Source organism: Amycolatopsis sp. DG1A-15b (assembly GCF_030285645.1).
In the GTDB taxonomy this organism is placed as follows: Bacteria; Actinomycetota; Actinomycetes; order Mycobacteriales; family Pseudonocardiaceae; genus Amycolatopsis.
Map to the genome: position 1 here is coordinate 1,457,465 of NZ_CP127296.1, position 21,838 is coordinate 1,479,302.

The window sequence follows — 21,838 nt, forward strand, 5'->3', positions numbered from 1 at the left end:
CGGGAATCAGACCTTGCCCGCGACGAACCCGGCCGCGTCGTTGGCTTCGCCGCCGTAGCTCAGGTGGGCCAGGATGTTGAGGCCGCCCGCCTGGCAGACCGGGTCGCCGAAGGCGCAGTAGTCCTTGGTGCGGCTCTGGTAGGTGCCGGTCACCGAGCGGCCGATCGCGCGGATCGGGTTGCCGAACAACACGATCGCCGCGATCCGCGGCGCCAGGTCGGCCGGGATGGTCGCGGCGATCGGGCCGCCGACGACCGCGCCGGCGCTGCTGATCCCGATCGAGTTGTCGACGACGTTGGCGCCCTGGGAGTAGCCGACCAGGACGAACCGCTGCGACGGACAGGCCGCGGCCTGCGTCCGCACGTGGTTGACCAGGTCGGTGTTGCCCCGCTGCACCGAGGCGGGCTGGCCGAGGTCGGCGGGGTAGTCGACGCGGTAGCTGCTCACCGATCGCGGCCGCAGCCGGTTCTGGACGGCCGAGAAGACCGGGTCGCCGACGATGAGGCCCAGCGTGCCGGGTTCGCCCGTGCCGCGGGCCACCGGGACGTCGATGTCGGTGCACGGCGCGGCCGAGGCCACCGGCGCGGCGGCCACGGTGAGCCCGGCGACGGCGAAGCCGACGGCGGCCGCGGCGGCTGTGGCGGAAAACAGGGGTTTCTGGGGGAAGCGAATCATGGCTGATCACACCTCGTTGTGGGAAAAGGGGGTCGGCAAGCGCTTTCCGCGGGGACGGAAATACGTGCGTCGCTTGCGGTGAATGCAGCGTCGCAGTGCCTGCCGGGCCCGGCAAGAGGTGATTTCCCGGAGCGCCGGTAATTGTTCAGCCGGTGACAAACAGTCCGGTGTGGACGCTCAGGTGGTGCACTGCCCGGCCGGGTGCGGAGCCCCCGCAGGCCGGTCGAGGCGCTCCAGCAGCGCGGGGTCCAGCCCGCGCAGCGCGGCCATGACGAACCCGGCGGCCAGCTCGCCCGCGGCGATCGGGTCGACCCCCGGCGAGTGGGAGACGTGCATCGCGGCCCGTCCGACCAGGCCGACCATCATGGCCCCGAGCAGGTCCGCGCCGGAGCCGGCCGGGCGGCCGTGCGCGAGCAGGTGCTCGCGCACCTGGCCGACCACGTGGGTGGCGATGGAATCGGCCAGCGCGCGGCGCTCGTTCGACATCTCGTCGACGGCCGAATCGAACAGGAGCCGGAAACTCTCCGGGTGGGCGCCGGCGTAGCCGAACATGGCCATCACCGAGAGCCGCACCCGCTCCTCCAGCGGGCGGCCGTTCGCCGTTTCGTACGCGGTGATCACCCACGCGCGCAACGCGGCGACCTCGCGCCGGACGGTGGTGCGGAAAAGGGCCGCCTTGTCACCGAAATGCGCGTAGAGGGTGGGCTTGGTGGAATCGGCGCGGTCCGCGATCAGGCCCATCGTGGCCTGGGCGTAGCCGCGCTCGGCGAACACGCCGCGGGCGGCGTCGAGCAGCTGGTCGTCGGTGGGCCGGGCGGCCGGGCTGCGGCGAGCGCTGGATCGATCAGGAGGACTCTGCCGGCTCATGGAGGTGTACTGTACGGTCTCCTGGCTTTACTGTCCGGTAAAGCGCGCTCCGTATATCCGGGGCTTCGCCCCGGGTCGGGGCTCCGCCACCCGGACCCCCGAAAGAGTTGCGATCGCCGTCCCCGGTGGAGGAACCCTGGTGTCCCGCGACAGTGCCCGGCAACCCGTCCCCGCTCCTCCGGTCGCCGGCGAAGAGATTCTCCGGCGAAGAGAGCTGGCCGCGCTCATGCGTCCGGCGCTGCCGGCGCTGGCGGACTGGATCGTCCGGGAGGTCCTGCGGGCGGTCCCCGTCTACGCGCGGCCGGGCGACGGCTCCTACGGCCGGGTGACCCGGCACGCCGTCGAGTGCGCGGTCGAGCTCTTCGTGGACCTGGTCGAGGATCCACTGGCCTCGCGGGAACGGCTGTACGAGACGTGCCGCCAGCTCGGCGTGGGCGAGGCCCGCGAGGGCCGGACCCTGGACGACCTGCAGGCGGCCTACCGCGTGGGCACCCGCGTCGGCTGGCGCTGGATCATGCGGCTCGGCCGGCGCCACCGGCTTTCCTCCGCGGCCATGGCGCAGCTGGCCGAGATGCTGTTCGGCTACGCGGACGAGCTCGCCCGCATGTCGAGCCGGGGCCACCGCGAGACGTGGGTGGAGATCGAGGGCACCCGGGCGGGCCTGCGGCGACGGCTGCTGCGGCTGCTGACCGGCCCGGGCACGATCCCGGACGCGGTCCTCGCCGAACTGGCGGCCGCGGCGGGCTGGCCCGTCCCCCGCGCCGTGGCGGCGGTCGCCGCCGAAACGACCGTGGGCACTGCGTGGGGGCCCGACGTCCTCGCCGACCTCGATTCACCACAGCCGTACCTCTTGCTGCCCGCCCCGGTGGACGCGCGGACCCTGACGCGGCTCGGCACCCGCGTCGCGGTCGGGCCGCCGACGGACCTCGGCGCGGCGGCGCACTCCCTGCGCTGGGCGCGCGCCGCGCTGCGGCTGGTGGCCGACGGCGCGCTCCCGGACACGCCCGTCACCTGGTGCACCGACCACCTGACGGAGTTGTGGCTGCTCTCGGACTCGCCGCTGGCCGAGCAGGTCGCGCGGCAGGAGCTGGCCCCGCTCGAACAGTTCCCGGAGCGGACGCGCCGCCGGCTGGGCGAGACCCTGCTGTCCTGGCTGCAGAACGGCGGCAACTCCGAGAAGATCGCGGTCGACCTTTCGGTGCACCCGCAGACGGTCCGCTACCGCGTGCGTCAGCTCAAGCAGGCCTTCGGCGATCGCCTCGACGATCCCGACGCGCGGTTCGCCATGCAGGCCGCGCTGCGCGCGTCGGGGCTGCGGATCACCCGGAACGAGTTCTCCCCTCCCGAGGAGTAGCAGGCTTCCCGGCTCACCTCCCGACCTTGTCCCCAGCGAGAACATGTTCTAGTTTTGGGGACGGAAGGTGGTGTGCCGGTGAAGACGGAGCTGGGCTTGGCCGGGACCGTGGTGCTGGTCACCGGGGGCGTCCGCGGCGTGGGCCGGGGGATCGCCGACGTGTTCCGCGCCCACGGCGCCCGGGTCGTGGTCTGTGCGCGGCGGGAGGCGCCGACCGAGGCGGAGTTCGTCGCGTGCGACGTCCGCGACGAGGCGCAGGTGGCCGTGTTGGTCGAGGGGATCGTCGAGCGGCACGGCCGCTTGGACGTGGTGGTGAACAACGCCGGCGGGGCGCCGTACGTGTCGGCTGCGGCGGCGTCGTCGAGACTGCACGAAAAGATCGTGCAGCTGAACCTGCTGGCCCCGCTGCTGGTCGCGCAGCACGCGAACGCGGTGATGCAGCGCCAGGCCGCCGGCGGTGCCATCGTGATGATCTCGAGCGTGAGCGGGACACGCCCGTCGCCCGGAACGGCGGCCTACGGCGCCGCGAAGGCCGGGCTGGACAACCTGACCGCGAGCCTGGCGGTCGAATGGGCGCCGAAGGTGCGCGTGAACGCCCTGGACGTCGGGATGGTGCGGACCGAGCAGGCGCACCTGCACTACGGCAGCGAGGCGGCGGTCGAGGCGGTCGGGAAGACCGTGCCGCTCGGGCGGCTCGCCGAGCCGGCGGAAGTCGGGCACTGCGCCGCGTTCCTCGCCTCCGGCCTGGCTTCCTACGTTTCCGGCGCGACCTTGCGCGTGCACGGCGGAGGTGAGGTCCCGGCGTTCCTCGCCGCGGCCGACGTCAACCATCGGGAGGATTCGTGAGCGGGTTGTGCCAGGACCGCGTGGTCGTGGTGACCGGCGCCGGGCGCGGCATCGGACGGGCGCACGCGCTGGCGTTCGCGGCCGAGGGCGCGCCGGTGGTGGTGAACGACGTGGACGGGGACGCGACCGCCGCGGTCGTCGCCGAGATCGGGGAACTCGGCGGGAAGGCGGTGGCGAACACCTCGGACGTGGCCGACTGGGCCGGGGCCCGCGAGCTGATCGGCACCGCGGTCGAGCACTTCGGTCGCCTGGACGTGCTGGTCAACAACGCGGGGTTCCTCCGGGACCGGATGCTGGTCAACCTCGCCGAGGACGAGTGGGACGCGGTGATCCGCGTGCACCTCAAGGGGCATTTCGCGCCATTGCGGCACGCTGCGGAACATTGGCGGGCTGAAGCCAAGGCCGGGCGGACCCCGCAGGCCCGGGTGATCAACACGAGCTCGGGCGCCGGTCTGCTGGGCAGTGTGGGGCAGGGCAACTACTCGGCGGCGAAGGCGGGGATCGCGGGGCTGACCGTGGTGGCGGCCGCGGAGCTCGCCCGCTACGGCGTCACCGTCAACGCGATCGCGCCGGCCGCGCGGACCCGGATGACCGAGGCGGTGTTCGCGTCGATGGCGCGTCCGGAGACCGGTTTCGACGCGATGGCGCCGGAGAACGTCTCGCCGCTGGTGGTGTGGCTGGGCAGCGAGGAGTCCGCGTACGTCACCGGCCGGGTGTTCGAAGTCGAGGGCGGCAAGGTCTCCCTGGCGCAGGCCTGGCGGCACGGCCCGGCCGTGGACAAGGGCGAGCGCTGGGACCCGGCCGAACTCGGTCCGGTGGTGAAGGAACTGCTCGAGCGCGCGCCCGGGCCCGAACCGGTGTACGGAGCGAGCTGATGGGCATCCTGACCAAGCGCGACGGCCACGTCGAGGTCGTCACGGTCGACTTCCCGCCGGTGAACGCCCTGCCCGTGCAGGGCTGGTTCGACCTCGCCGACGCGATCACGCAGGCCGGCCGGGACCCCGAGGTGCACGTGGTGATCCTCCGCGCGGAAGGCCGGGGCTTCAACGCGGGCGTGGACATCAAGGAGATCCAGCGCAGCGCCGGCTATGACGCCCTGGTCGGCGCCAATCGCGGCTGTTACGCGGCGTTCGGCGCGGTCTACGACTGTGAGGTGCCGGTCGTCGCGGCGGTGCACGGCTTCTGCCTCGGTGGCGGCATCGGACTGGTCGGCAACGCCGACGTGATCATCGCCTCCGAAGACGCCACGTTCGGGGTTCCCGAGGTCGAGCGGGGTGCGCTCGGCGCGGCCACGCACCTGGCGCGGCTGGTGCCCCAGCACCTCATGCGCACGCTGTACTTCACCGCCCGCAAGATCACCGCGGCCGAACTGCATGCCCACGGTTCGGTGTACCAGGTCGTGCCGCGCGCGGACCTCGACGAAGCAGCGCTCGAAGTCGCCCGGGACATCGCGAAGAAGGACCCGCGGGTGATCCGCGCGGCGAAAGAGGCCTTGAACGGCATCGACACCCAGCAGGTGCACCGCAGCTACCGCTTCGAGCAGGGCTTCACCTTCGAACTGAACCTGCTCGGCGCGTCCGACGAAGCCCGCGAGGAGTTCTTGAATGGCCGATAAGCGCACGACCGCCGACGACGTGGCGGCCGAGCTGAAGGACGGCATGACCATCGGGATCGGCGGCTGGGGCTCCCGGCGCAAGCCGATGGCCCTGGTCCGGGCGATCCTGCGCACCCCGGTCAAGGACCTCACCGTCGTTTCCTACGGCGGCCCGGACGTCGGCCTGCTGTGCGCCGCCGGCAAGGTGAAGCGGGTCGTGTTCGGGTTCGTCACCCTGGATTCGATCCCGTTCGACCCGTGGTTCGGCCGCGCCCGCGAGACCGGCGCGATCGAGGTGACCGAGTACGACGAGGGCATGTTCGGCACCGCGCTGTCGGCGGCGATGCAGCGGCTCCCGTTCCTGCCGACGCGGGCGGGGCTCGGCTCCGAAGTCATGCGCGCCAACCCGCACCTGCGCACCGTGCGCTCACCGTACGACGACGGCGAGGAGCTGGTGGCGGTCCCGGCGCAGCACCTGGACGTGGCGCTGGTGCACCTCAACCGCGCGGACGCCCGCGGCAACGCCCAGTACCTCGGCCCGGACCCGTACTTCGACGAACTGTTCGGCCTGGCCGCGGAAAGGTGCTTCGTGTCGGTGGAGAAAGTCGTCGAGACGGCCGAGCTGACCGCGGCCGGGCCGGTGCAGTCGCTGCTGCTCACCCGCGGCAGCGTGGCCGGCGTCGTCGAGGCGCCGCGCGGGGCGCACTTCACCACGGCGGTGCCGGACTACGGCCGGGACGAGCGGTTCCAGCGTCATTACGCGGCCTGCGCCAAGGATCTCGACGCGTGGCCGGGGTTCGTGGACCGGTTCCTCTCCGGTGACGACCGGCACTATCTGTCCGAAGTGGACAAATTCGAGGCGGAGGCGGCATGAGCGCGACCCGGGCCGAGATCGCCGTGGTGGCGGTGGCCGAGCTGTTCCGCGGGGACGGTGAGATCGTGGCCAGCCCGATGGGCTTCATTCCCCAGCTGGGGGCGAAGCTCGCGCGGCTGACGTTCGAGCCGGATCTGCTGATGTCCGACGGCGAGGCCTACCTGATGACCACCGGCGGCGTCGTCGAAGGCTGGCAGCCCTTCCGCAAGATGCTGGACACCATCGTCCCGCACGGACGCCGCCACGTCGTGATGGGTGCCAACCAGATCGACCGGTACGGCAACCAGAACATCTCCGCCATCGGCGACCACGCCCGCCCGAAGAAGCAGCTGCTCGGCGTGCGGGGCGCGCCGGGCAACACCATCAACCACCGCACGAGTTACTGGGTGCCCCGGCACTCCACGCGCGTGTTCGTGGACGCGGTGGACGTCGTGTCGGGGGTCGGTTACGACAACGCGGCCAAGGCAGGTGCCTCCGCCCAGAAGTACCACGACGTGCACCGGGTGGTGACCAACCTCGGCGTGTTCGACTTCGGCGGCCCGGACCACGCCATGCGGGCGGTTTCGCTGCACCCGGGCGTCACCCGCGAGGAGGTCGTGGCGGCGACGACGTTCGAGATCGATTTCACCGGCACCGGGACCAGCCGTGAACCGGCCGAGGAGGAGCTGCGGCTGATCCGCGAGGTCCTGGACCCGAAGAGCCTGCGGGACAAGGAAGTCCCGGCGTGAAGACGGCCCTGACCCGGCTGGTGGGGGTCGAGCACCCGGTCGTGCAGACCGGGATGGGCTGGGTCGCCGGGCCGCGGCTGGTCTCGGCCACCGCGGAAGCCGGGGCCCTCGGCATCCTCGCGTCCGCCACGATGACGCACGGCGAGCTGGAAGCGGCGATCGCCGAGGTCAAGAAGCGGACGGACAAGCCGTTCGGCGTGAACCTCCGCGCCGACGCGGCGGACGCCGGCGAACGCGTCGACCTGCTGATCCGCGAAGGCGTGAAGGTCGCCTCCTTCGCGCTCGCCCCGCGGAAGGAAATGATCGCGAAACTGCGGGACCACGGGATCGTCGTCATCCCGTCGGTCGGCGCCGCCCGGCACGCCGAGAAGGTCGCCGCCTGGGGGGCGGACGCCGTCATCGTCCAGGGCGGCGAAGGCGGCGGGCACACCGGGGGCGTGGCCACCACCCTGCTGCTGCCCTCGGTGCTGGACACCGTCGACATCCCGGTCGTCGCCGCCGGCGGCTTCTTCGACGGCCGCGGGCTCGCCGCCGCGCTCGCCTACGGCGCGGCGGGTGTGGCGATGGGCACCCGGTTCCTGCTGAGCAAGGAGAGCACGGTCCCCGACGAGGTCAAGCGCCTCTACCTCGAGCAGGGGCTCACCGGGACGGTCGTCACCAAGCGGGTCGACGGCCTCCCGCACCGGGTGCTGCGCACCGACCTCGTCGAGAAGCTCGAACGCACCGGCCGGATCCGCGGCCTGGCGCAAGCGGCCCGCAACGCGCTGCGCTTCCGGAATATCACCGGCCTGTCCCCGGTTGCGATGCTCCGAGAAGGCTTCGCGATGAAGCACGGCAACGATCTGACGTGGAGCCAGCTGGTCATGGCGGCCAACACCCCGATGCTGCTGCGGGCGGGACTGGTCGAAGGCCGGACGGACGCGGGAGTGCTAGCGTCGGGACAGGTGGTGGGCATGATTCACGACCTGCCCACGGTGGCACAGATCGTCGAAGGCGCAGTGGCCGAGGCGGGTGAGATCCTGCGGCGGCTCGGCCGGCAAACGGGAGGATGAGAGAGCGTGGCGTTGAAGGTCGGATACAAGGCGTCGGCGGAGCAGTTCGGGCCGCGGGACCTGGTCGAGTACGCCGTCCGCGCCGAAGAGGTCGGGTTGGACTCGGTCTGGGTGTCCGACCACTTCCTGCCGTGGCGGCACGAAGGCGGCCACGCTCCGTGGGCGCTGGCCTGGATGCCGGCGGTCGCCGAGCGCACCGAGCGGGTGCAGATCGGCACGAGCGTGCTGACCCCGACGTTCCGGTACAACCCGGCGGTGATCGCCCAGGCGTTCGCGACGATGTCGCTGCTGTCGAACGGCCGCGTCATCCTCGGTGTCGGGTCCGGCGAGGCGCTGAACGAGATCGCCGTCTCGGGGCGGGAGTGGCCGGAGTTCAAGGAGCGCTTCGCCCGGCTGCGCGAGTCGATCAAGCTGATCCGTGAGCTGTGGACCAGCGACAACGTCAACTTCAAGGGCGACTACTACGAGCTGGTGGACGCCAAGATCTACGACCGGCCGGAGCAGCCCGTGCCGGTCTACGTCGCCGCCGGTGGCCCGGTGGTCGCCAAGTACGCGGGCCGGGCCGGGGACGGGTTCATCTGCACGTCCGGCAAGGGCATGGAGCTCTACACCGACAAGCTGATGCCGGCCGTCAAGGAAGGCGCGGAGGCGGCCGGGAAGGCCGTCGAGGACGTCGACCGGACGATCGAGATCAAGCTGTCCTACGACCGCGACCACGAGAAGGCGCTGGAGAACACGCGGTTCTGGGCGCCGCTGTCGCTGTCGGCGGAGCAGAAGCACAGCGTCTCCTCGGCCGAGGAGATGGAACGGCTGGCCGACGAGCTGCCGATCGAGCAGGTCGCGAAGCGGTGGATCGTGGCGTCGGACCCGGACGAGGCCGTGGCGCAGATCAAGCCGTACCTCGACGCGGGCCTCAACCACCTCGTCTTCCACGGCCCGGGCCACGACCAGGAACGGTTCCTGACCCAGTTCTCCGAGGACGTCCTGCCGAAGCTGCACGCCCTCGGCTGACCGGCGGGCGATCGCTTCAGAGGCGTTCGATGATGGTGACGTTGGCGGTGCCGCCGCCTTCGCACATCGTCTGCAGGCCGTAACGTCCGCCTCGGCGCTCCAGCTCGTGCAGGAGCGTGGCGAGGAGCTTGGTGCCGGTGGCCCCGATCGGGTGGCCGAGGGCGATCCCGCCCCCGTTCACGTTGACCCGCTCGGGGTCCGCGCCGGTTTCGTCCAGCCAGGCCAGGACGACGCTCGCGAAAGCCTCGTTGACCTCGAACAGATCGATGTCGTCGATCTTCAGCCCGGCGTTGCGCAGCGCGTGCGCCGTCGCCGGGATCGGGCCGGTCAGCATCCACACCGGGTCCGCGGCGCGCACCGACAGGTGGTGGATGCGGGCCCGCGGCGTCAGGCCGTGCTCCTTGACGAACGTCTCCGACGCCAGGACGGCCGCGCTCGCGGCATCGGAGATCTGGCTGGCCACCGCCGCCGTCAGCCGCGAACCCTCGCTCAGCGGCTTCAGGCCGCGCATCCGCTCCAGTGACGTGTCCCGGCGTGGCCCTTCGTCGTGCCGGAAGCCGTCGACCGGGGCGATCTCGGCGTCGAACCGGCCTTCGTCGATCGCGGACAGCGCCCGCCGGTGGCTGCGCAGCGCGTACTCCTCCATGTCCGCGCGGCTGATGTCCCAGTGCTCGGCGATCATGTCGGCGCTGCGGAACTGCGAGACCTCGGCACTGCCGTAGCGCTCCTGCCAGCCCTTCGAGCCGGAGAACGGGTCGTCGAAGCCGTACTCGCGCCCGGCCAGCATCGCCGCGCTGATCGGGATGCGGCTCATGTTCTGCACGCCCCCGGCCAGCACCAGGTCCTGGGTGCCGGACATGACGGCCTGCGCGGCGAAGTGCACGGCCTGCTGGCTCGACCCGCACTGCCGGTCGATCGTCACGCCGGGCACGTGGTCGGCGAACCCGGCGGCGAGCCACGCGGTGCGGGCGATGTTGCCCGACTGCGGGCCGAGGGTGTCGGTGCAGCCGAGGATGACGTCGTCGACCAGGTCGGGGTCGACGCCGGCGCGTTCGACGGCGGCCTTGATGACGTGCGCGCCGAGGTCGGCCGGGTGCCACCCGGCCAGTGCGCCGCCGCGCCGGCCGACGGGCGTGCGGACCGCGTCGAGGAGGAAGGCTTCGGGCACGGGGGCTCCTAGGGGTGCTGGCTGCTGACGGAGACGACTTCGCCGGTGAGGTAGCTCGCGTAGTCGCTGGCGAGGAAGACCATGACGTTGGCGACTTCCCAGGGTTCGGCGGCGCGGCCGAACGCTTCCTGCTTGGTCAGGTCGGCCAGGAGCTCGTCGCTGGTGACCTTGGCGAGGAACGGGTGCATCGCCAGGCTCGGCGCGACGGCGTTGATCCGGACACCGTGCTCGGCCGCGTCCAACGCCGAACAGCGAGTCAGCGCCATGACGCCGGCCTTGGCGGCGGCGTAGTGCGCCTGCCCGGCTTGGGCGCGCCAGCCGATCACGGACGCGTTGTTGACGATGGATCCACCGCCGCCCTGGGCGACGAACTGCTTCAAGGCCGCGCGGGTGCAGCGGAAGGTGCCGGTGAGGGTGATGTCGAGGACTTTCGACCATTCCTCGTCGGTCATCTCCAGCACCGACTTCGTGCCGCCGAGCCCGGCGTTGTTCACCATGACGTCGAGGCGCCCGAAGTGGCTCACGGCGCCGTCGATCAGGGCCTGGACGTGGTCTTCCCGGGTGACGTCACAGGTGATGGCGTGGACCTTGCCCAGTTCGGCCAGCTCGGCCGCCTTGGCGGCGAGACGGCGTTCGTGCCAGTCGCTGATGACGACGCTCGCGCCCTCTTCGAGGCAGCGTTTCGCGACGGCGGAGCCGATCCCGGTGCCCGCCGCGGCGGTGACGACGACGATCTTGCCCCGCAGCAGGTCGTGGCCGGGTGGGTACTGGGGGATCACGGGCGGGCCTCCCGGGGCAGGCCGAGGATGCGCTCGGCGATGATGGTGCGTTCGATTTCGTCGGAGCCGCCGTAGATGGTGTCGGCGCGGGTGAACAGGAACAGCCGCTGCCACTCGTCGAGTTCGTCCCCGGCGGAGGTGAGGGACCGGGTGCCGCGGGCGCGCACGGCGAGTTCGCCGAGGCCGCGGTGCCATTGGGCCCACAGCAGTTTGCCGACCGCGACCTCCGGCCCGGCGGCCTGCCCGAGCGTCCGCAGGGCGTGGGCGCGGAGAACGCGCAGGCCGATGCGGGCGCGCGCGAGGTCGGCGCGCAACAGCGGGTCGTCGTAGGTGCCGAGCCGTTTCGCTTCGGCGGTGATGTCGTCGAGTTCGCGGCGGAAGCCGATCTGCTGGCCGAGGGTGGAGACGCCGCGTTCGAAGCCGAGGGTGGCCATCGCGATCTTCCACCCCTGGCCCGGTTCGCCCACGACGTGGCCGGCCGGGGTGCGGGCGTCGTCGAAGAAGACTTCGTTGAACTCCGAGGTGCCGGTGAGCTGCTGGATCGGGCGGATGGTGACGCCGTCCTGGCGCAGCGGGACCAGCAGGTAGGAGAGGCCGTGGTGGCGCTGGGAACCCGGTTCGGTGCGAGCCACCACGAAGCACCAGTCGGCCACGTGGGCGAGCGAGGTCCAGATCTTCTGGCCGTTGATCACCCACTCGCCGTCCCGCAGGACCGCGGTGGTCGAAACGGCGGCGAGGTCGGAGCCGGCGCCGGGTTCGGAGTAGCCCTGGCACCACAGCTCCTCGACCGCGACGATCCTGGGGAGGAAGCGGGCCTGCTGCTCGGGGGTGCCGAACGCGATGAGCGTGGGGCCGAGCAGCTGTTCGCCGATGTGGTTGACCCGGGCGGGTGCGCCGGAGGCGGCGTATTCCTCGTGGAAGGCGACCTGCTCGGCCAGGGACAAGCCCCGGCCGCCGTGCTCGGCCGGCCAGCCCACGCAGGTCCAGCCCGCCGCGGCCAGGTGGCGTTCCCAGGCGAGGCGCAGGTCGAACTCCTCGTGCTCCCGCCCCGGGCCGCCGAGACCGCGCAGCCGGGCGAACTCGCCGGTCAGGTTGCCGGCGAGCCAGTCCGCGACCTCGCGGCGGAATCGCGACGGTTCCACGCACGCCTCCTTGCTGCCGGGCCGGTCCGGCACCTAGGGTAATGAGAACACGTTCTACTTTGTCGGTCCAGAGGAGGCTGTGGTGGGACAGACCACGATCCCGGCCGTCGTCCGTGATGCCGCCGCGAAGTTCGGATCCGCGGAGGCACTGGTCGACGGCTCGGTGCGGCTCGGCTACGACCAGCTTCTGGAACGTGTTCAAACGGTCGCGCGGGCGTTCGCCGCGTGCGGTGTCCAGGCGGGCGACCGGGTCGCGGTCGCCCTGCCCAACACCCACCACTGGGTCTTCGCGGCGCTCGGCGCCCTCTACGCGGGCGCGGCCCTGATCCCGGTCAACACCCGCTTCACCGCCACCGAAACGGTCGACCTGCTCGTCCGCGGCCAGGCCAAGGCGCTCGTCGTGGCCGCCGACTTCCTCGGCACCGACCGCCACGCCGCGATCCGGGAGACCGGTGCCGCGCTGCCGGACCTCGGCACGGTCGTCCGGGTGCCGCTGCAGGAGCCGCACCGGCCGGTCGAGGGGACGCTGGGCTGGGACGAGTTCCTGGCCCTGGCCGAGCGGGTGCCACCGGCCGAGGCCGAAGCACGGGCGGACGCCGTCGGCCCGGACGACGTCAGCGACATCCTCTTCACCTCCGGTACCAGCGGCCGCTCCAAGGGCGTGCTGTCGGCCCACCGCCAGACGGTCGAGGTCGCCGCGGCGTGGGCGGACTGCGGCCAGGTCACCGCGGACGACCGGTACCTGGTGATCAACCCGTTCTTCCACAGCTTCGGCTACAAGGCCGGCATCGTGGTGGGCCTGCTGACCGGCGCGACGATCGTCCCGCAGGCGGTGTTCGACGTCCGCGAGGCGCTGAAGGCGATCGAGCGGGAGCGGATCTCTGTGGTGCCGGGCGCGCCGACGGTCTTCCAGTCGCTGCTGCACGAGCCGCGCAAGGGCGATCTGTCGTCGCTGCGGCTCGCGGTCACCGGCGCGGCCACCGTGCCCGCGTCGCTCGTGCGCCGGATGCGGTCCGAGCTCGGGTTCGAGACCGTGCTGACCGCCTACGGCCTCACCGAAGCCGTCGTGGTGACGATGTGCCGCCCCGGCGACCCCGCGGAGCTCGTGGCGAGCACGTCGGGCCGGGCGACCGCGGGCTTCGAAGTGGCGATCCAGGGTTCGCCCGGCGAGATCGTGGTGCGCGGGCCGAACGTGATGCTCGGGTACCTCGACGACCCGGCGGCGACGGCGAAGGCGGTCGACGAGCGGGGCTGGCTGCACACCGGTGACGTCGGCGAGCTCGACGCCGCCGGCAACCTCACCATCACCGGCCGGCTCAAGGACATGTACATCTGCGGCGGTTTCAACGTCTACCCGGCCGAGGTCGAACACGCCCTGACCGAGCTGGCCGGCGTCCGCGACGTCGCCGTGGTCGGCGTCCCGGACGAGCGGCTCGGCGAGGTGGGCAAGGCGTTCGTCGTCGGAGCCGGGCTGACGGAGGAGGCGGTCATCGCCTTCTGCCGCGAGCGGCTCGCCAACTACAAGACCCCGCGGTTCGTGGAGTTCCTGGACGAACTGCCCCGCAACGCTTCCGGCAAGGTGCTGAAGCGGCTGCTGACCGAGGAGAAGGCATGAGTGAATCGGTGGTCCGGTCGCAGCGGCGGGGGCCGGTCGCGGTGGTGACGATGAACCGGCCGGAGTACCGCAACGCCCAGAACTCGGCCATGACCTACGCCCTCGACGACGCCTTCACGGACGCGGTGAACGATCCCGAGGTCAAGGTGATCGTGCTCGCAGGGGAGGGGAAGCACTTCTCGGCGGGGCACGACATCGGCAGTCCCGGGCGGGACGCGGATCAGTCGTTCGACCGGCGGGCGGTGCTGTGGTGGGACCACACCGACCGGGCCGGCGGTGATCAGCGGTTCGCCCGCGAGTCCGAGGTCTACCTCGGGATGTGCCGCCGGTGGCGGGAGATCCCGAAGCCGATGATCGCCAGCGTGCAGGGCGCCTGCATCGCGGGCGGGCTGATGCTGGCCTGGGTGTGCGATCTGATCGTCGCCTCGGATGACGCGTTCTTCGCCGATCCCGTGGTGCGGATGGGGATCCCGGGGGTGGAGTACTTCGCGCATCCGTGGGTGCTCGGGCCCCGCGCGGCGAAGGAGGTCCTGTTCACCGGGGAGCGGTTCACCGTCCAGCAGGCCAAGGAATGGGGCATGGTCACCCGGATCGTGCCGCGGGCCGAACTGGAGGAGCGCACCCTGGAACTCGCCGGGAAGATCGCCGGGATGCCGTCGTTCGGGCTGGCGCTGGCGAAGAAGGCGGTCAACCAGGCCGAAGACCTGATGGGGCTGCGGTCCGGAATGGACTCGGTGTTCGGGCTGCACCACTTCGCGCACGCCCACAACGCGGAGACCTCCGAAGACGCCCTGGGCGGGCAGTCCGCGCGGTCGATGCGCGACGCGAACAAGGAGGCGTGATGGACCTCGACATCGACGAGGCTTCGGCCGCCTTCCGCGACGAAGCCCGCGAATGGCTCGCCTCGCACGTCCGTCCGCTGCCGTCGATGGACACCGCGGAAGGCTTCGAAGCCCACCGCGGGTGGGAAGCCGAGCTCGCCGAGGCGCGCTGGTCGGTCGTGTCGTGGCCGACCGAGTACCACGGCCGGGACGCGTCGATGCTGCAGTGGCTGTTGTTCGAGGAGGAGTACTACGCCTCGGGCGCGCCGGGGCGGGTGTCGCAGAACGGCATCTTCATGCTCGCCCCGACGTTGTTCGCCCACGGCACGCAGGAGCAGCGCGACCGGATCCTGCCCGCCATGGCGACCGGTGCGCAGGTGTGGGCGCAGGCGTGGTCGGAGCCGGAGGCGGGCAGCGACATCGCCGCGTTGCGCAGCACGGCGGTCCGCACCGACGGCGGCTGGCTGCTGTCGGGCCAGAAGACGTGGAGTTCACGCGCCAGTTTCGCCGATCGGGCGTTCGGGCTGTTCCGCACCGACTCCGGCGCCGAGCGGCACCGCGGCCTGACGTACTTCATGGCCGACCTGCGTGCCGAGGGGGTGACGGTCCGGCCGATCCCGCAGCTGGACGGCGAGCCCGGGTTCGCGGAGATCTTCTTCGACGACGTGTTCGTGCCGGACGAGGACGTGATCGGCGAAGTGGGCCAGGGGTGGCGGGTCGCGATGACGACGGCGAACAACGAGCGCGGGCTGTCGTTGCGCAGCCCGGGCCGGTTCCTCGCCGCGGCCGACCGGCTGGTCGACCTCTGGCGGGAAAACGGTGCCTCACCGTCCACACAGGACAGGGTGGTCGATGCCTGGATCGGCGCCCGGGCGTACCAGCTGTACACCTTCGGCACCGTGAGCCGCTTGGCCGAGGGTGGCGAGCTGGGGCCGGAGTCGAGTGTGAACAAGCTGTTCTGGTCGCACCTCGACGTCGAGCTGCACGAGACCGCCCTCGATGTGCTGGGTCCCGCCGCCGAAACCGACCAGGCCTGGGTCGACGGCTACCTGTTCTCCCTCGCCGGGCCGATCTACGGCGGCACCGACCAGATCCAGCGCAACACGATCGCAGAACGGCTGCTGAAGCTCCCGAGGGAGGCCCGCCGATGAGGTTCCTGCTCTCGCCGGAGCAACGGCAGTTCGCCGCGACGCTGCACGAGCTGCTGGGCGGGGCGGACACCGCGGCCGCCGCCCGCGCCTGGGCGGCGGGGGAGCACGCCCGCGGCCTCAAGCTCTGGCGCGGGCTCGCCGACGTCGGGGTCTTCGCCCTGCTGGTGCCCCAGGACCACGGCGGTCTCGGCGCCGGCCCGGCCGATCTGGTGGTCGCCTTCGAGGCCCTGGGCTACCACGCCGTCCCGGGCCCGCTCGCCGAGTCGGCCGCGGTCGCCCCGGCGTTGCTGACCGGGCACCGGCTCACCTCTCTCGCCGAGGGCGACCTCGTGGCCACCGTCGTCGCGCCGCCGGAGGTCCCCTTGGCCCTCGACGCCGACATCGCCGGGTTGGTCCTCGACCTCACCGGTGCGCACCTCACCGGCGCCGATGCCGGGCCCGTTCGCTCGATCGATCCGCCGCGGCGGTTGTTCCGGGTCCCGGCCGCGGCCGGGAGATCGGGCGGCACCGCGTTCGACCGCGGTGTCCTGGCCGTGGCCGCCCAGCTCCTGGGGGCGGGGCAGTGGCTCCTCGACACCTCGGTGGCGTACGCGAAACAACGCCGGCAGTACGGCCGGGCCATCGGCGAGTACCAGGCGATCAAGCACCTCCTCGCCGACGTCGTCACCCGGCTGGAACTGGCCCGGCCGCTGCTCTACGGCGCGGCCGTCGCCGGGGAGACCTTCGCCCGCGACGTCTCGGCGGCGAAGGTCATGGCCGGGGACGCCGCGCTCCTCGCGGCGCGGACCGCCCTGCAGGTGCACGGCGCCATCGGTTACACGGCCGAGCACGACCTCGGGCTCCGGCTGACGAAGGTGCGGGCCCTCGCCGGGGCCTGGGGGACCGGGTCGTTCCACCGCGCGCGGGTTCTCCGATGACGGACCCGATGGAGACCGAGGAAGCCCGGGCGCTGCGGGACGCCGTCCGGGCCCTGCTGACGCGCCGATCGGGCCCGGAGGCGGTGCGGGCCGCACTGGAGTCGCCGCTGGGTTACGACGACAAGCTGTGGTCGACGCTCTGCGAACAGATCGGCGTCGCCGCCCTGGCGATCCCGGAGCACTACGGCGGCGCGGGTGCCGGGCTCGCCGAGGCGTGCGTCGTGCTCGCGGAGCTCGGCCGGACGCTCACCCCCGCGCCGATGCTGGGCTCGGCGGTGCTGTGCGGCGAAGCGCTGCTTCGCACCGGGAACGACGAAGCGTGCGAGCGGCTGCTGCCGGGCATCGCCGCGGGCACCACCCTGGCGGCGCTGGCCTGGTCCGGCGCGGACGGCCGGTGGACCCCGGCCCTGAGCGCGTCGGACAGCGGGCTCGACGGCCGCGCCTGCTACGTCCTGGACGGCGACATCGCCGACGTCCTCCTCGCCGTGGCCCGCACGGACGACGGCGCCGGCCTGTTCGAGGTGCCGGTGGCGGGGGTCCGCCGGGAACGGGCCACCAGCTTGGACCCGGGCCGGCGCCTCGCGATCGTCGAATGCGCTTCGACGCCCGCCCGCCGCCTCGACGTGGGCGGGTACGCCGAGCCGCTGCGGCAGCTGCGCGACACGGCGACGGTCGCCGTCGCCGCGGAGCAGGCCGGCGCGGCCGCGCGGGCGTTGGAGCTGACGGTCGAGTACACGAAGCAACGCCGCCAGTTCGGCCGCCCGATCGGGTCGTTCCAGGCGCTGAAGCACCGGATGGCCGACGTGCACGTCCACGTCGAAGCGGCCCGCTCGGCGCTCTACGCGGCCCTGGTGGACGGCGACGCCGAAGCGGTCGCGACCGCGAAGGTGGTGTGCGGCGAGGCCTTCGCCCACGCGGCCGCGGAGATGATCCAGCTCCACGGCGGCATCGCGATCACCTGGGAACACGACGCCCACCTGTACTTCAAGCGGGCGCACGGGACCGCCCTGCTCTTCGGCGGACCGGCGGACTTCCCCGGTCCGCGGATCAGCCGGTGAGCCGGGCGGCCGAGCCGGGTAGTTCGGGGTTGGCTTCGGTCAGGTCGCGGGTGGCGCGGGGTCGTTGGTGGTCGGCGTCGGTCAGGTCCCGGGTGACGCCGGGCAGTTCGGGGTTGGCTTCGGTCAGGTCGCGGGTGGCGCCGGGTAGTTCGCGGTTGGCTTCGGTCAGGCCGCGGGTGGCGCCGGGCAATTCGCGGTTCGCCTCGGCCAGGCCGCGGGTGACCAGCCAACAGGCCCGGCAGCCGGCGACGTGCTCGGCGACCGCGCTCGCCCGGCGCGGCGGCAGCGCGCCGCGGACCCAGGCGCCCATCCGGCGGCGGGGTTCGCGGCAGCCCGGGTCGGCCGGCTCGGGCACCTGGACCTGCAGGTAGGCCTGCCGCAGCCCTTCCCGCGCCCGCATGGCCAGCGCCGCGACGCTGTTCGGCGACAGCCCGAGCGAGGGCGCCACCTCCGTCGGGGTGCCGCCCTCGGCCTCGGTACGCCACAGCACCGTCCGCCACCGGCCGGGCAGCGTGCAGTAGGCCGACCACACGAGCCGGGCGTTCGACCGGCGGAGGGCGAGTTCGTCGGCGCCTCCGGCGGGGGCTTCGGGGACCGTGGCCCGCAGCTCGACCCGGCTGCGCTGCTTGCTCCACCGCGACACCAGGTTGCGCAGGGTCACGACGAGGTAGGGCCGCAGGTCCCCGTGCGGCCCGCCGCCGGCGCGCACGACGGTCAGCACCCGGGCGAACGTCTCGGCCACGAGATCGTCCCGCTCCGCGGGCTGCCGCGCCCAGGCCCCGGCGGTCCGCCGGAGCGGCTCGGCGTGCCGGCGGAAGAGCTGCCCGGCGGCATCGAGGTCCCCGGCCCGCAGGGCGGCGAGCAGCACGGAGTCCGGCTCGTCGTCGGCTGGTTCCATGGCGGTCTCCCCGGGTCAGGCACGCTCCGTGACTCCGGGGTACCCAAAGTGAACGGCACAGTCGTGTCCGTCACCGCCGGTCGGCCCGATCGGGTGGTTGAGTTCGGCCCGTCAGACCGCGAACACCTGGGCGTCGTCGGCGAAGGCCTTGAACTCCAGGGCGTTGCCGGCCGGGTCGAGCAGGAACATCGTCCACTGCTCACCGGCCTGGCCCGCGAAGCGGACGTACGGCTCGATCACGAATTCCGTTCCCGCCGCCCGCAGCCGGTCGGCGAGGGCCTGGAACTGCGGGACGGTCAGGATCAGCCCGAAGTGCGGCACCGGCACGTCGTGCCCGTCGACGGGGTTGTGGACGCGCTGCGGGCCGGCCGGAGCCAGGTGCGTGACGAACTGGTGGCCGTGCAGGTTCCAGTCGATCCAGGTGTCCGCGCTGCGGCCCTGCGCGAGGCCGAGGACCTCGCCGTAGAACCGCCGGGCGGCGGCCAGGTCGTCCACCGGCATCGCCAGGTGGAACCGGGGGATGGACGGGGTCATCGGTCTCCCTTCGCCGAAGCTCTTGTCTGAATGTTAACATTACGACATGAGTGGTTCGCTGGCTCCCGCCCGGCGCCGTGGGCTGGCCGACGAGGTCGCCGACCGGATCCGTGACGCGATCTTCGACGGCGGTTACGCCCCCGGCAGCCAGTTGCGCGAAGTGGAGCTGGCGGAAGCGCTGGGCGTCAGCCGCGGGCCGGTGCGGGAGGCGCTGCTCAAGCTGGAGCGCGAAGGTCTCGTCCGCAGCGAGTGGCACCGCGGCGCCACGGTGACCACGCTGTCCGGCGAGGACGTCGCCGAGCTGGACAGCCTGCGGGCGGCTCTCGAGCACCTGGCCGTCGAGCTGGTCGTCGAGCGCGCCGACGACGACGCCCTGGCCGCGATCGACGCCGTGGTGCGGCGCATGGAACGTGCGGCCGGCGAACACGAAATGGTCCGGTGCGACCTCGAATTCCACGACGCCGTCTACACGGCCGCCGGCCACCGGCGGCTGCTCGAAGCCTGGCACGCGATCCGCTCGCAGGTGCACCTGTTCCTGCTGACCCGGATCGGCGTCGCCGCCGACGGCTACCTCGCGGGCATCCCGGCGGAACACCGCGAGCTCGTGGCGGCCCTGCGTGCCCGCGACCGCGAGACGGCGCTCGCGCTGTTCGCCGAACACCGCCGCCACGCCTTCGAAATCCTCAGTGGACGGACGCCGGCGGGCGTCAGAGCACCAGGTCCGCCGCCGTCCTGATCTCCTGGGCTTCGCTCGTCGACTCCAGCCCGCCGAGGGGATCGGCGGCCTCGAGGTCGCCGAACGACAGGCCGGTCAGCTCGGCGATCCGGCGGACCGGCACCTGATAGGTGCGGTAGGCGCCGTAATCGAACTCGACCGCCGACTCCAGCCCGTGGATGAGCTCCTCCTGGCTCAGCAGGTACGCCGTCGCCGAGAGGGCGCCGCCGGATTTGACCATCGCGACGACCTTCCAGAACTGGCGCGGCAGCTGCACGCCGCGGTACCGGTCGTCGTCGGTGGCCAGGACCGGGCCGGTCACCACGCTGACCTTCAGGTCGAAGTTGTCCGCGTTGGTCAGCACGTAGTCCTCGAGCCCGGCCCAGGTCGTCTTGTTCTCGTTGAAGTCCTTGTGCTGCGGCGAGCAGTTCGTGAAGTGGAAGGTGTCGTCGTTGCCCAGCTGCGCGATCGGTTCCGTCGCGCCCCACGCCGGGTCGAGGCGGCGGACCAGGTGCCCGCGATCCAGGGGGTTGTCCCGGTAGATCTCCTCGCCGACCTGCTCGGTCACGGCCACACGCGGGTCGAGCGACCAGTGGTCGGCTTCGCGCCGCAGCGCCCGGCTGGTGCGCCCGTCGATGTTGACCGCGGTGAACATCGCCAGGCGCCGTTCTTTGTGCATGACGACGCTGAAGTGGTGGTACGGCAGCACGTACTTCGGCTCGCCGGTGGCCTGCCGGTTGAGCGCGGCCAGCGGGACGAGCGCGTCGGACAGGCCCGGCAGCGGCACGGTGTGCCCGGGCAGGAAGGCCGGGTCGTACCCTTCGCGGTTCGAATAGTCGGGGTCGATCCGCCCGGTGGCCGGTTCGGCGCGCAGCCGGATGTCGAACGGCATCGAGAGCGACAGGACCGGTGCGGCGCCGTCGGCGGCCGGCTGCGCACGCTCGGGGCGGGTGGCCAGCCGGTCGAGCAGCGCTTGCTGCGCCGGCGTGAACTTCCGGTCCCGCAGGAACTTCAGCAGCTTGCTGACCCGGATGCCTTCGTTGAGGAATCCGCCGTACTCGGCGTGGCCGGCCACCGGGACGCTCGCGTGGTGCAGCGCCACGATCTCCCACTGGTCGTTGAACACCGGCGACCCGGACGACCCGGGTTCGGTGTCGGTTTCGTAGTGCAGGAATTCCTCGAGGACGTCGACGACCCGGTTTTCCCGCAGCGCGATCTGTTTCTTGCCGCCACCGGGGTGCTGCACGATGGTGACGAAGTCACCGACGATCGCCTTGCCTTCGCTGCCGATCAGCCGGTTGAACCCGAAGCGGCGCAGTTCGTCCGCGGACGCCTTCACCGCGACCAGCGCGAAATCCAGCTCCCGGTCGGCGGCGAAGAAGCGGTCCGGGTCGAGGGCGAAGGCCCGCACCGGCCGGGGCAGGCCGTCGATGCCGTCCTGGTAGTCGAACTCGATGACGCTGAACCCGGCGGCTTCGGCGTCCGGCAGCACGTGGTGGTTGGTCAGCAGCAGCTCCGGCGACACCAGCGATCCCGTGCCGTAGCCGATCAGCCGGCCCTGTCCGGTGCGGATGTTCACCCGGCCGACGGCGGCCGACGCCGTGACGCCGCCTTCGAGGTAGCCCACGCCGAGCAGGTCGTTCGTGAGCACGATGCGTTCGAGGATCGCGCCGGCGGCCGTCATCGCTTCCGGGTCCCCGGCCGCGATCGCCGCCGGGCTCACCGGCCGGACGTCGGGGTAGTAGCGGCCGAGCCGGTCGATCCGGGTGGCGACCCGGCTCGGCTCGTCGGCCTCGGCGATCCCGCCGGGCTTGCGCAGCAACGCGATCTTGGCCTGCCGCTGCCCGGTGCGCTCGGCGGCCCGGGCGGCCGCGGCCTGCTCCTGTTCGGACTGCCGGTCCGTCTTGACGTCCACGATGCCTCCCGGCGGGCGGAAACACCGCGTTAGTCGCGCGACCGGAGGGTGCGTTACACGATTCCCGGCGAGTCGCCGGGAATTCTTTTTCACGCCACTTCGCCGTTTTTTCGCGCGATGAAGG

At 72.2% G+C, this 21,838-nt stretch carries 21 protein-coding genes and 1 pseudogene; 14 read left to right on the top strand and 8 right to left on the bottom strand.

The genetic code is table 11. The annotated features are described in order from the left end of the window. Nucleotides 1-6: 6 nt before the first annotated feature. Nucleotides 7-675 carry a cutinase family protein gene (locus tag QRY02_RS06765; protein WP_285990639.1) on the bottom strand — a complete coding sequence of 223 codons (669 nt, stop codon included), beginning with the start codon at nt 673-675 and terminating at the stop codon, nt 7-9. Between the two features lie 177 nt (nt 676-852). Next, nucleotides 853-1,542 carry a TetR/AcrR family transcriptional regulator gene (locus QRY02_RS06770; protein WP_285990640.1) on the bottom strand — a complete coding sequence of 230 codons (690 nt, stop codon included), beginning with the start codon at nt 1,540-1,542 and terminating at the stop codon, nt 853-855. 139 nt (nt 1,543-1,681) lie between these two features. On the opposite strand from QRY02_RS06770, the gene QRY02_RS06775 reads away from it, so the two are divergent. The 8 genes from QRY02_RS06775 (at nt 1,682) to fgd (ending at nt 9,001) form a co-directional block, all read left to right on the top strand. Then, a complete protein-coding gene (locus QRY02_RS06775) occupies nt 1,682-2,896 on the top strand; it encodes a helix-turn-helix domain-containing protein (RefSeq protein WP_285990641.1) in 1,215 nt (404 codons plus the stop codon). Nucleotides 2,897-2,974: 78 nt separating this feature from the next. Further along, on the top strand, nt 2,975-3,742 hold the full coding sequence (locus QRY02_RS06780; protein ID WP_285990642.1) for an SDR family oxidoreductase: 768 nt from the start codon (nt 2,975-2,977) through the stop codon (nt 3,740-3,742). Beyond that, nucleotides 3,739-4,617 carry an SDR family oxidoreductase gene (locus tag QRY02_RS06785; RefSeq protein WP_285990643.1) on the top strand — a complete coding sequence of 293 codons (879 nt, stop codon included), beginning with the start codon at nt 3,739-3,741 and terminating at the stop codon, nt 4,615-4,617. The genes QRY02_RS06780 and QRY02_RS06785 overlap by 4 nt, the downstream gene beginning before the upstream one ends. Beyond that, entirely contained in the window at nt 4,617-5,357 is a 741-nt protein-coding gene (locus tag QRY02_RS06790; RefSeq protein WP_285990644.1) for an enoyl-CoA hydratase family protein, read from the top strand. The genes QRY02_RS06785 and QRY02_RS06790 overlap by 1 nt, the downstream gene beginning before the upstream one ends. After that, entirely contained in the window at nt 5,347-6,210 is an 864-nt protein-coding gene (locus tag QRY02_RS06795; RefSeq protein WP_285990645.1) for a CoA transferase subunit A, read from the top strand. Before QRY02_RS06790 ends, QRY02_RS06795 begins: the two co-directional genes overlap by 11 nt. Then, entirely contained in the window at nt 6,207-6,938 is a 732-nt protein-coding gene (locus tag QRY02_RS06800) for a CoA-transferase subunit beta (RefSeq protein WP_285990646.1), read from the top strand. The genes QRY02_RS06795 and QRY02_RS06800 overlap by 4 nt, the downstream gene beginning before the upstream one ends. Continuing rightward, a complete protein-coding gene (locus QRY02_RS06805; RefSeq protein WP_285990647.1) occupies nt 6,935-7,990 on the top strand; it encodes an NAD(P)H-dependent flavin oxidoreductase in 1,056 nt (351 codons plus the stop codon). Before QRY02_RS06800 ends, QRY02_RS06805 begins: the two co-directional genes overlap by 4 nt. A 6-nt stretch (nt 7,991-7,996) precedes the next feature. Further along, a complete protein-coding gene (gene fgd, locus QRY02_RS06810) occupies nt 7,997-9,001 on the top strand; it encodes a glucose-6-phosphate dehydrogenase (coenzyme-F420) (RefSeq protein ID WP_285990648.1) in 1,005 nt (334 codons plus the stop codon). A 16-nt stretch (nt 9,002-9,017) separates the two neighbouring features. On the opposite strand, the gene QRY02_RS06815 is transcribed toward fgd, so the two are convergent. Genes QRY02_RS06815 through QRY02_RS06825 form a run of 3 tightly spaced genes read right to left on the bottom strand, consistent with a single transcriptional unit; the run spans nt 9,018 to nt 12,090 of the window. After that, nucleotides 9,018-10,169 (bottom strand): acetyl-CoA C-acetyltransferase, encoded by a 1,152-nt coding sequence (locus tag QRY02_RS06815; RefSeq protein ID WP_285990649.1) that lies wholly within the window; start codon nt 10,167-10,169, stop codon nt 9,018-9,020. A gap of 8 nt (nt 10,170-10,177) precedes the next feature. Continuing rightward, complete coding sequence (locus QRY02_RS06820; protein ID WP_285990650.1) at nt 10,178-10,948, bottom strand: SDR family oxidoreductase; 771 nt, start codon at nt 10,946-10,948, stop codon at nt 10,178-10,180. After that, nucleotides 10,945-12,090, bottom strand: a complete 1,146-nt coding sequence (locus QRY02_RS06825; RefSeq protein ID WP_285990651.1) for an acyl-CoA dehydrogenase family protein — start codon at nt 12,088-12,090, stop codon at nt 10,945-10,947. The genes QRY02_RS06820 and QRY02_RS06825 overlap by 4 nt, the downstream gene beginning before the upstream one ends. Before the next feature lie 82 nt (nt 12,091-12,172). On the opposite strand from QRY02_RS06825, the gene QRY02_RS06830 reads away from it, so the two are divergent. From QRY02_RS06830 to QRY02_RS06850, 5 genes are read left to right on the top strand one after another with little or no spacing between them, the layout of a single operon-like run. Then, a complete protein-coding gene (locus QRY02_RS06830; RefSeq protein WP_285990652.1) occupies nt 12,173-13,705 on the top strand; it encodes a FadD3 family acyl-CoA ligase in 1,533 nt (510 codons plus the stop codon). Next, the gene (locus QRY02_RS06835) at nt 13,702-14,547 is read left to right on the top strand and encodes an enoyl-CoA hydratase (RefSeq protein ID WP_285990653.1); all 846 of its coding nucleotides are present in this window, start codon (nt 13,702-13,704) and stop codon (nt 14,545-14,547) included. Before QRY02_RS06830 ends, QRY02_RS06835 begins: the two co-directional genes overlap by 4 nt. Continuing rightward, nucleotides 14,547-15,677 carry an acyl-CoA dehydrogenase family protein gene (locus QRY02_RS06840; protein ID WP_285990654.1) on the top strand — a complete coding sequence of 377 codons (1,131 nt, stop codon included), beginning with the start codon at nt 14,547-14,549 and terminating at the stop codon, nt 15,675-15,677. The genes QRY02_RS06835 and QRY02_RS06840 overlap by 1 nt, the downstream gene beginning before the upstream one ends. Continuing rightward, nucleotides 15,674-16,594 carry an acyl-CoA dehydrogenase family protein gene (locus tag QRY02_RS06845; protein ID WP_285990655.1) on the top strand — a complete coding sequence of 307 codons (921 nt, stop codon included), beginning with the start codon at nt 15,674-15,676 and terminating at the stop codon, nt 16,592-16,594. Before QRY02_RS06840 ends, QRY02_RS06845 begins: the two co-directional genes overlap by 4 nt. Beyond that, nucleotides 16,591-17,652 (top strand): acyl-CoA dehydrogenase family protein, encoded by a 1,062-nt coding sequence (locus QRY02_RS06850; RefSeq protein WP_285990656.1) that lies wholly within the window; start codon nt 16,591-16,593, stop codon nt 17,650-17,652. Before QRY02_RS06845 ends, QRY02_RS06850 begins: the two co-directional genes overlap by 4 nt. A 163-nt stretch (nt 17,653-17,815) precedes the next feature. Here the strand turns inward: QRY02_RS06850 and QRY02_RS06855 are convergent. Next, nucleotides 17,816-18,550: pseudogene (locus QRY02_RS06855) on the bottom strand (sigma-70 family RNA polymerase sigma factor); the annotation flags it as partial. Nucleotides 18,551-18,661: 111 nt separating this feature from the next. Further along, complete coding sequence (locus QRY02_RS06860) at nt 18,662-19,084, bottom strand: VOC family protein (RefSeq protein ID WP_285990657.1); 423 nt, start codon at nt 19,082-19,084, stop codon at nt 18,662-18,664. 46 nt (nt 19,085-19,130) lie between these two features. On the opposite strand from QRY02_RS06860, the gene QRY02_RS06865 reads away from it, so the two are divergent. Next, nucleotides 19,131-19,820 carry a GntR family transcriptional regulator gene (locus QRY02_RS06865; protein WP_285990658.1) on the top strand — a complete coding sequence of 230 codons (690 nt, stop codon included), beginning with the start codon at nt 19,131-19,133 and terminating at the stop codon, nt 19,818-19,820. Here QRY02_RS06865 and QRY02_RS06870 read toward each other — a convergent pair. After that, a complete protein-coding gene (locus QRY02_RS06870; RefSeq protein WP_285990659.1) occupies nt 19,792-21,714 on the bottom strand; it encodes a DNA/RNA non-specific endonuclease in 1,923 nt (640 codons plus the stop codon). The genes QRY02_RS06865 and QRY02_RS06870 overlap by 29 nt on opposite strands. Between the last annotated feature and the right edge of the window lie 124 nt (nt 21,715-21,838).

Bases quoted from the DNA above. Each gene is read 5' to 3' on its own strand.
- QRY02_RS06765 (WP_285990639.1), bottom strand. From the start codon at position 675: ATGATTCGCTTCCCCCAGAAACCCCTGTTTTCCGCCACAGCCGCCGCG.
- QRY02_RS06770 (WP_285990640.1), bottom strand. From the start codon at position 1,542: ATGAGCCGGCAGAGTCCTCCTGATCGATCCAGCGCTCGCCGCAGCCCG.
- QRY02_RS06790 (WP_285990644.1), top strand. From the start codon at position 4,617: ATGGGCATCCTGACCAAGCGCGACGGCCACGTCGAGGTCGTCACGGTC.
- QRY02_RS06795 (WP_285990645.1), top strand. From the start codon at position 5,347: ATGGCCGATAAGCGCACGACCGCCGACGACGTGGCGGCCGAGCTGAAG.
- QRY02_RS06800 (WP_285990646.1), top strand. From the start codon at position 6,207: ATGAGCGCGACCCGGGCCGAGATCGCCGTGGTGGCGGTGGCCGAGCTG.
- QRY02_RS06835 (WP_285990653.1), top strand. From the start codon at position 13,702: ATGAGTGAATCGGTGGTCCGGTCGCAGCGGCGGGGGCCGGTCGCGGTG.
- QRY02_RS06840 (WP_285990654.1), top strand. From the start codon at position 14,547: ATGGACCTCGACATCGACGAGGCTTCGGCCGCCTTCCGCGACGAAGCC.
- QRY02_RS06845 (WP_285990655.1), top strand. From the start codon at position 15,674: ATGAGGTTCCTGCTCTCGCCGGAGCAACGGCAGTTCGCCGCGACGCTG.
- QRY02_RS06850 (WP_285990656.1), top strand. From the start codon at position 16,591: ATGACGGACCCGATGGAGACCGAGGAAGCCCGGGCGCTGCGGGACGCC.
- QRY02_RS06860 (WP_285990657.1), bottom strand. From the start codon at position 19,084: ATGACCCCGTCCATCCCCCGGTTCCACCTGGCGATGCCGGTGGACGAC.
- QRY02_RS06865 (WP_285990658.1), top strand. From the start codon at position 19,131: ATGAGTGGTTCGCTGGCTCCCGCCCGGCGCCGTGGGCTGGCCGACGAG.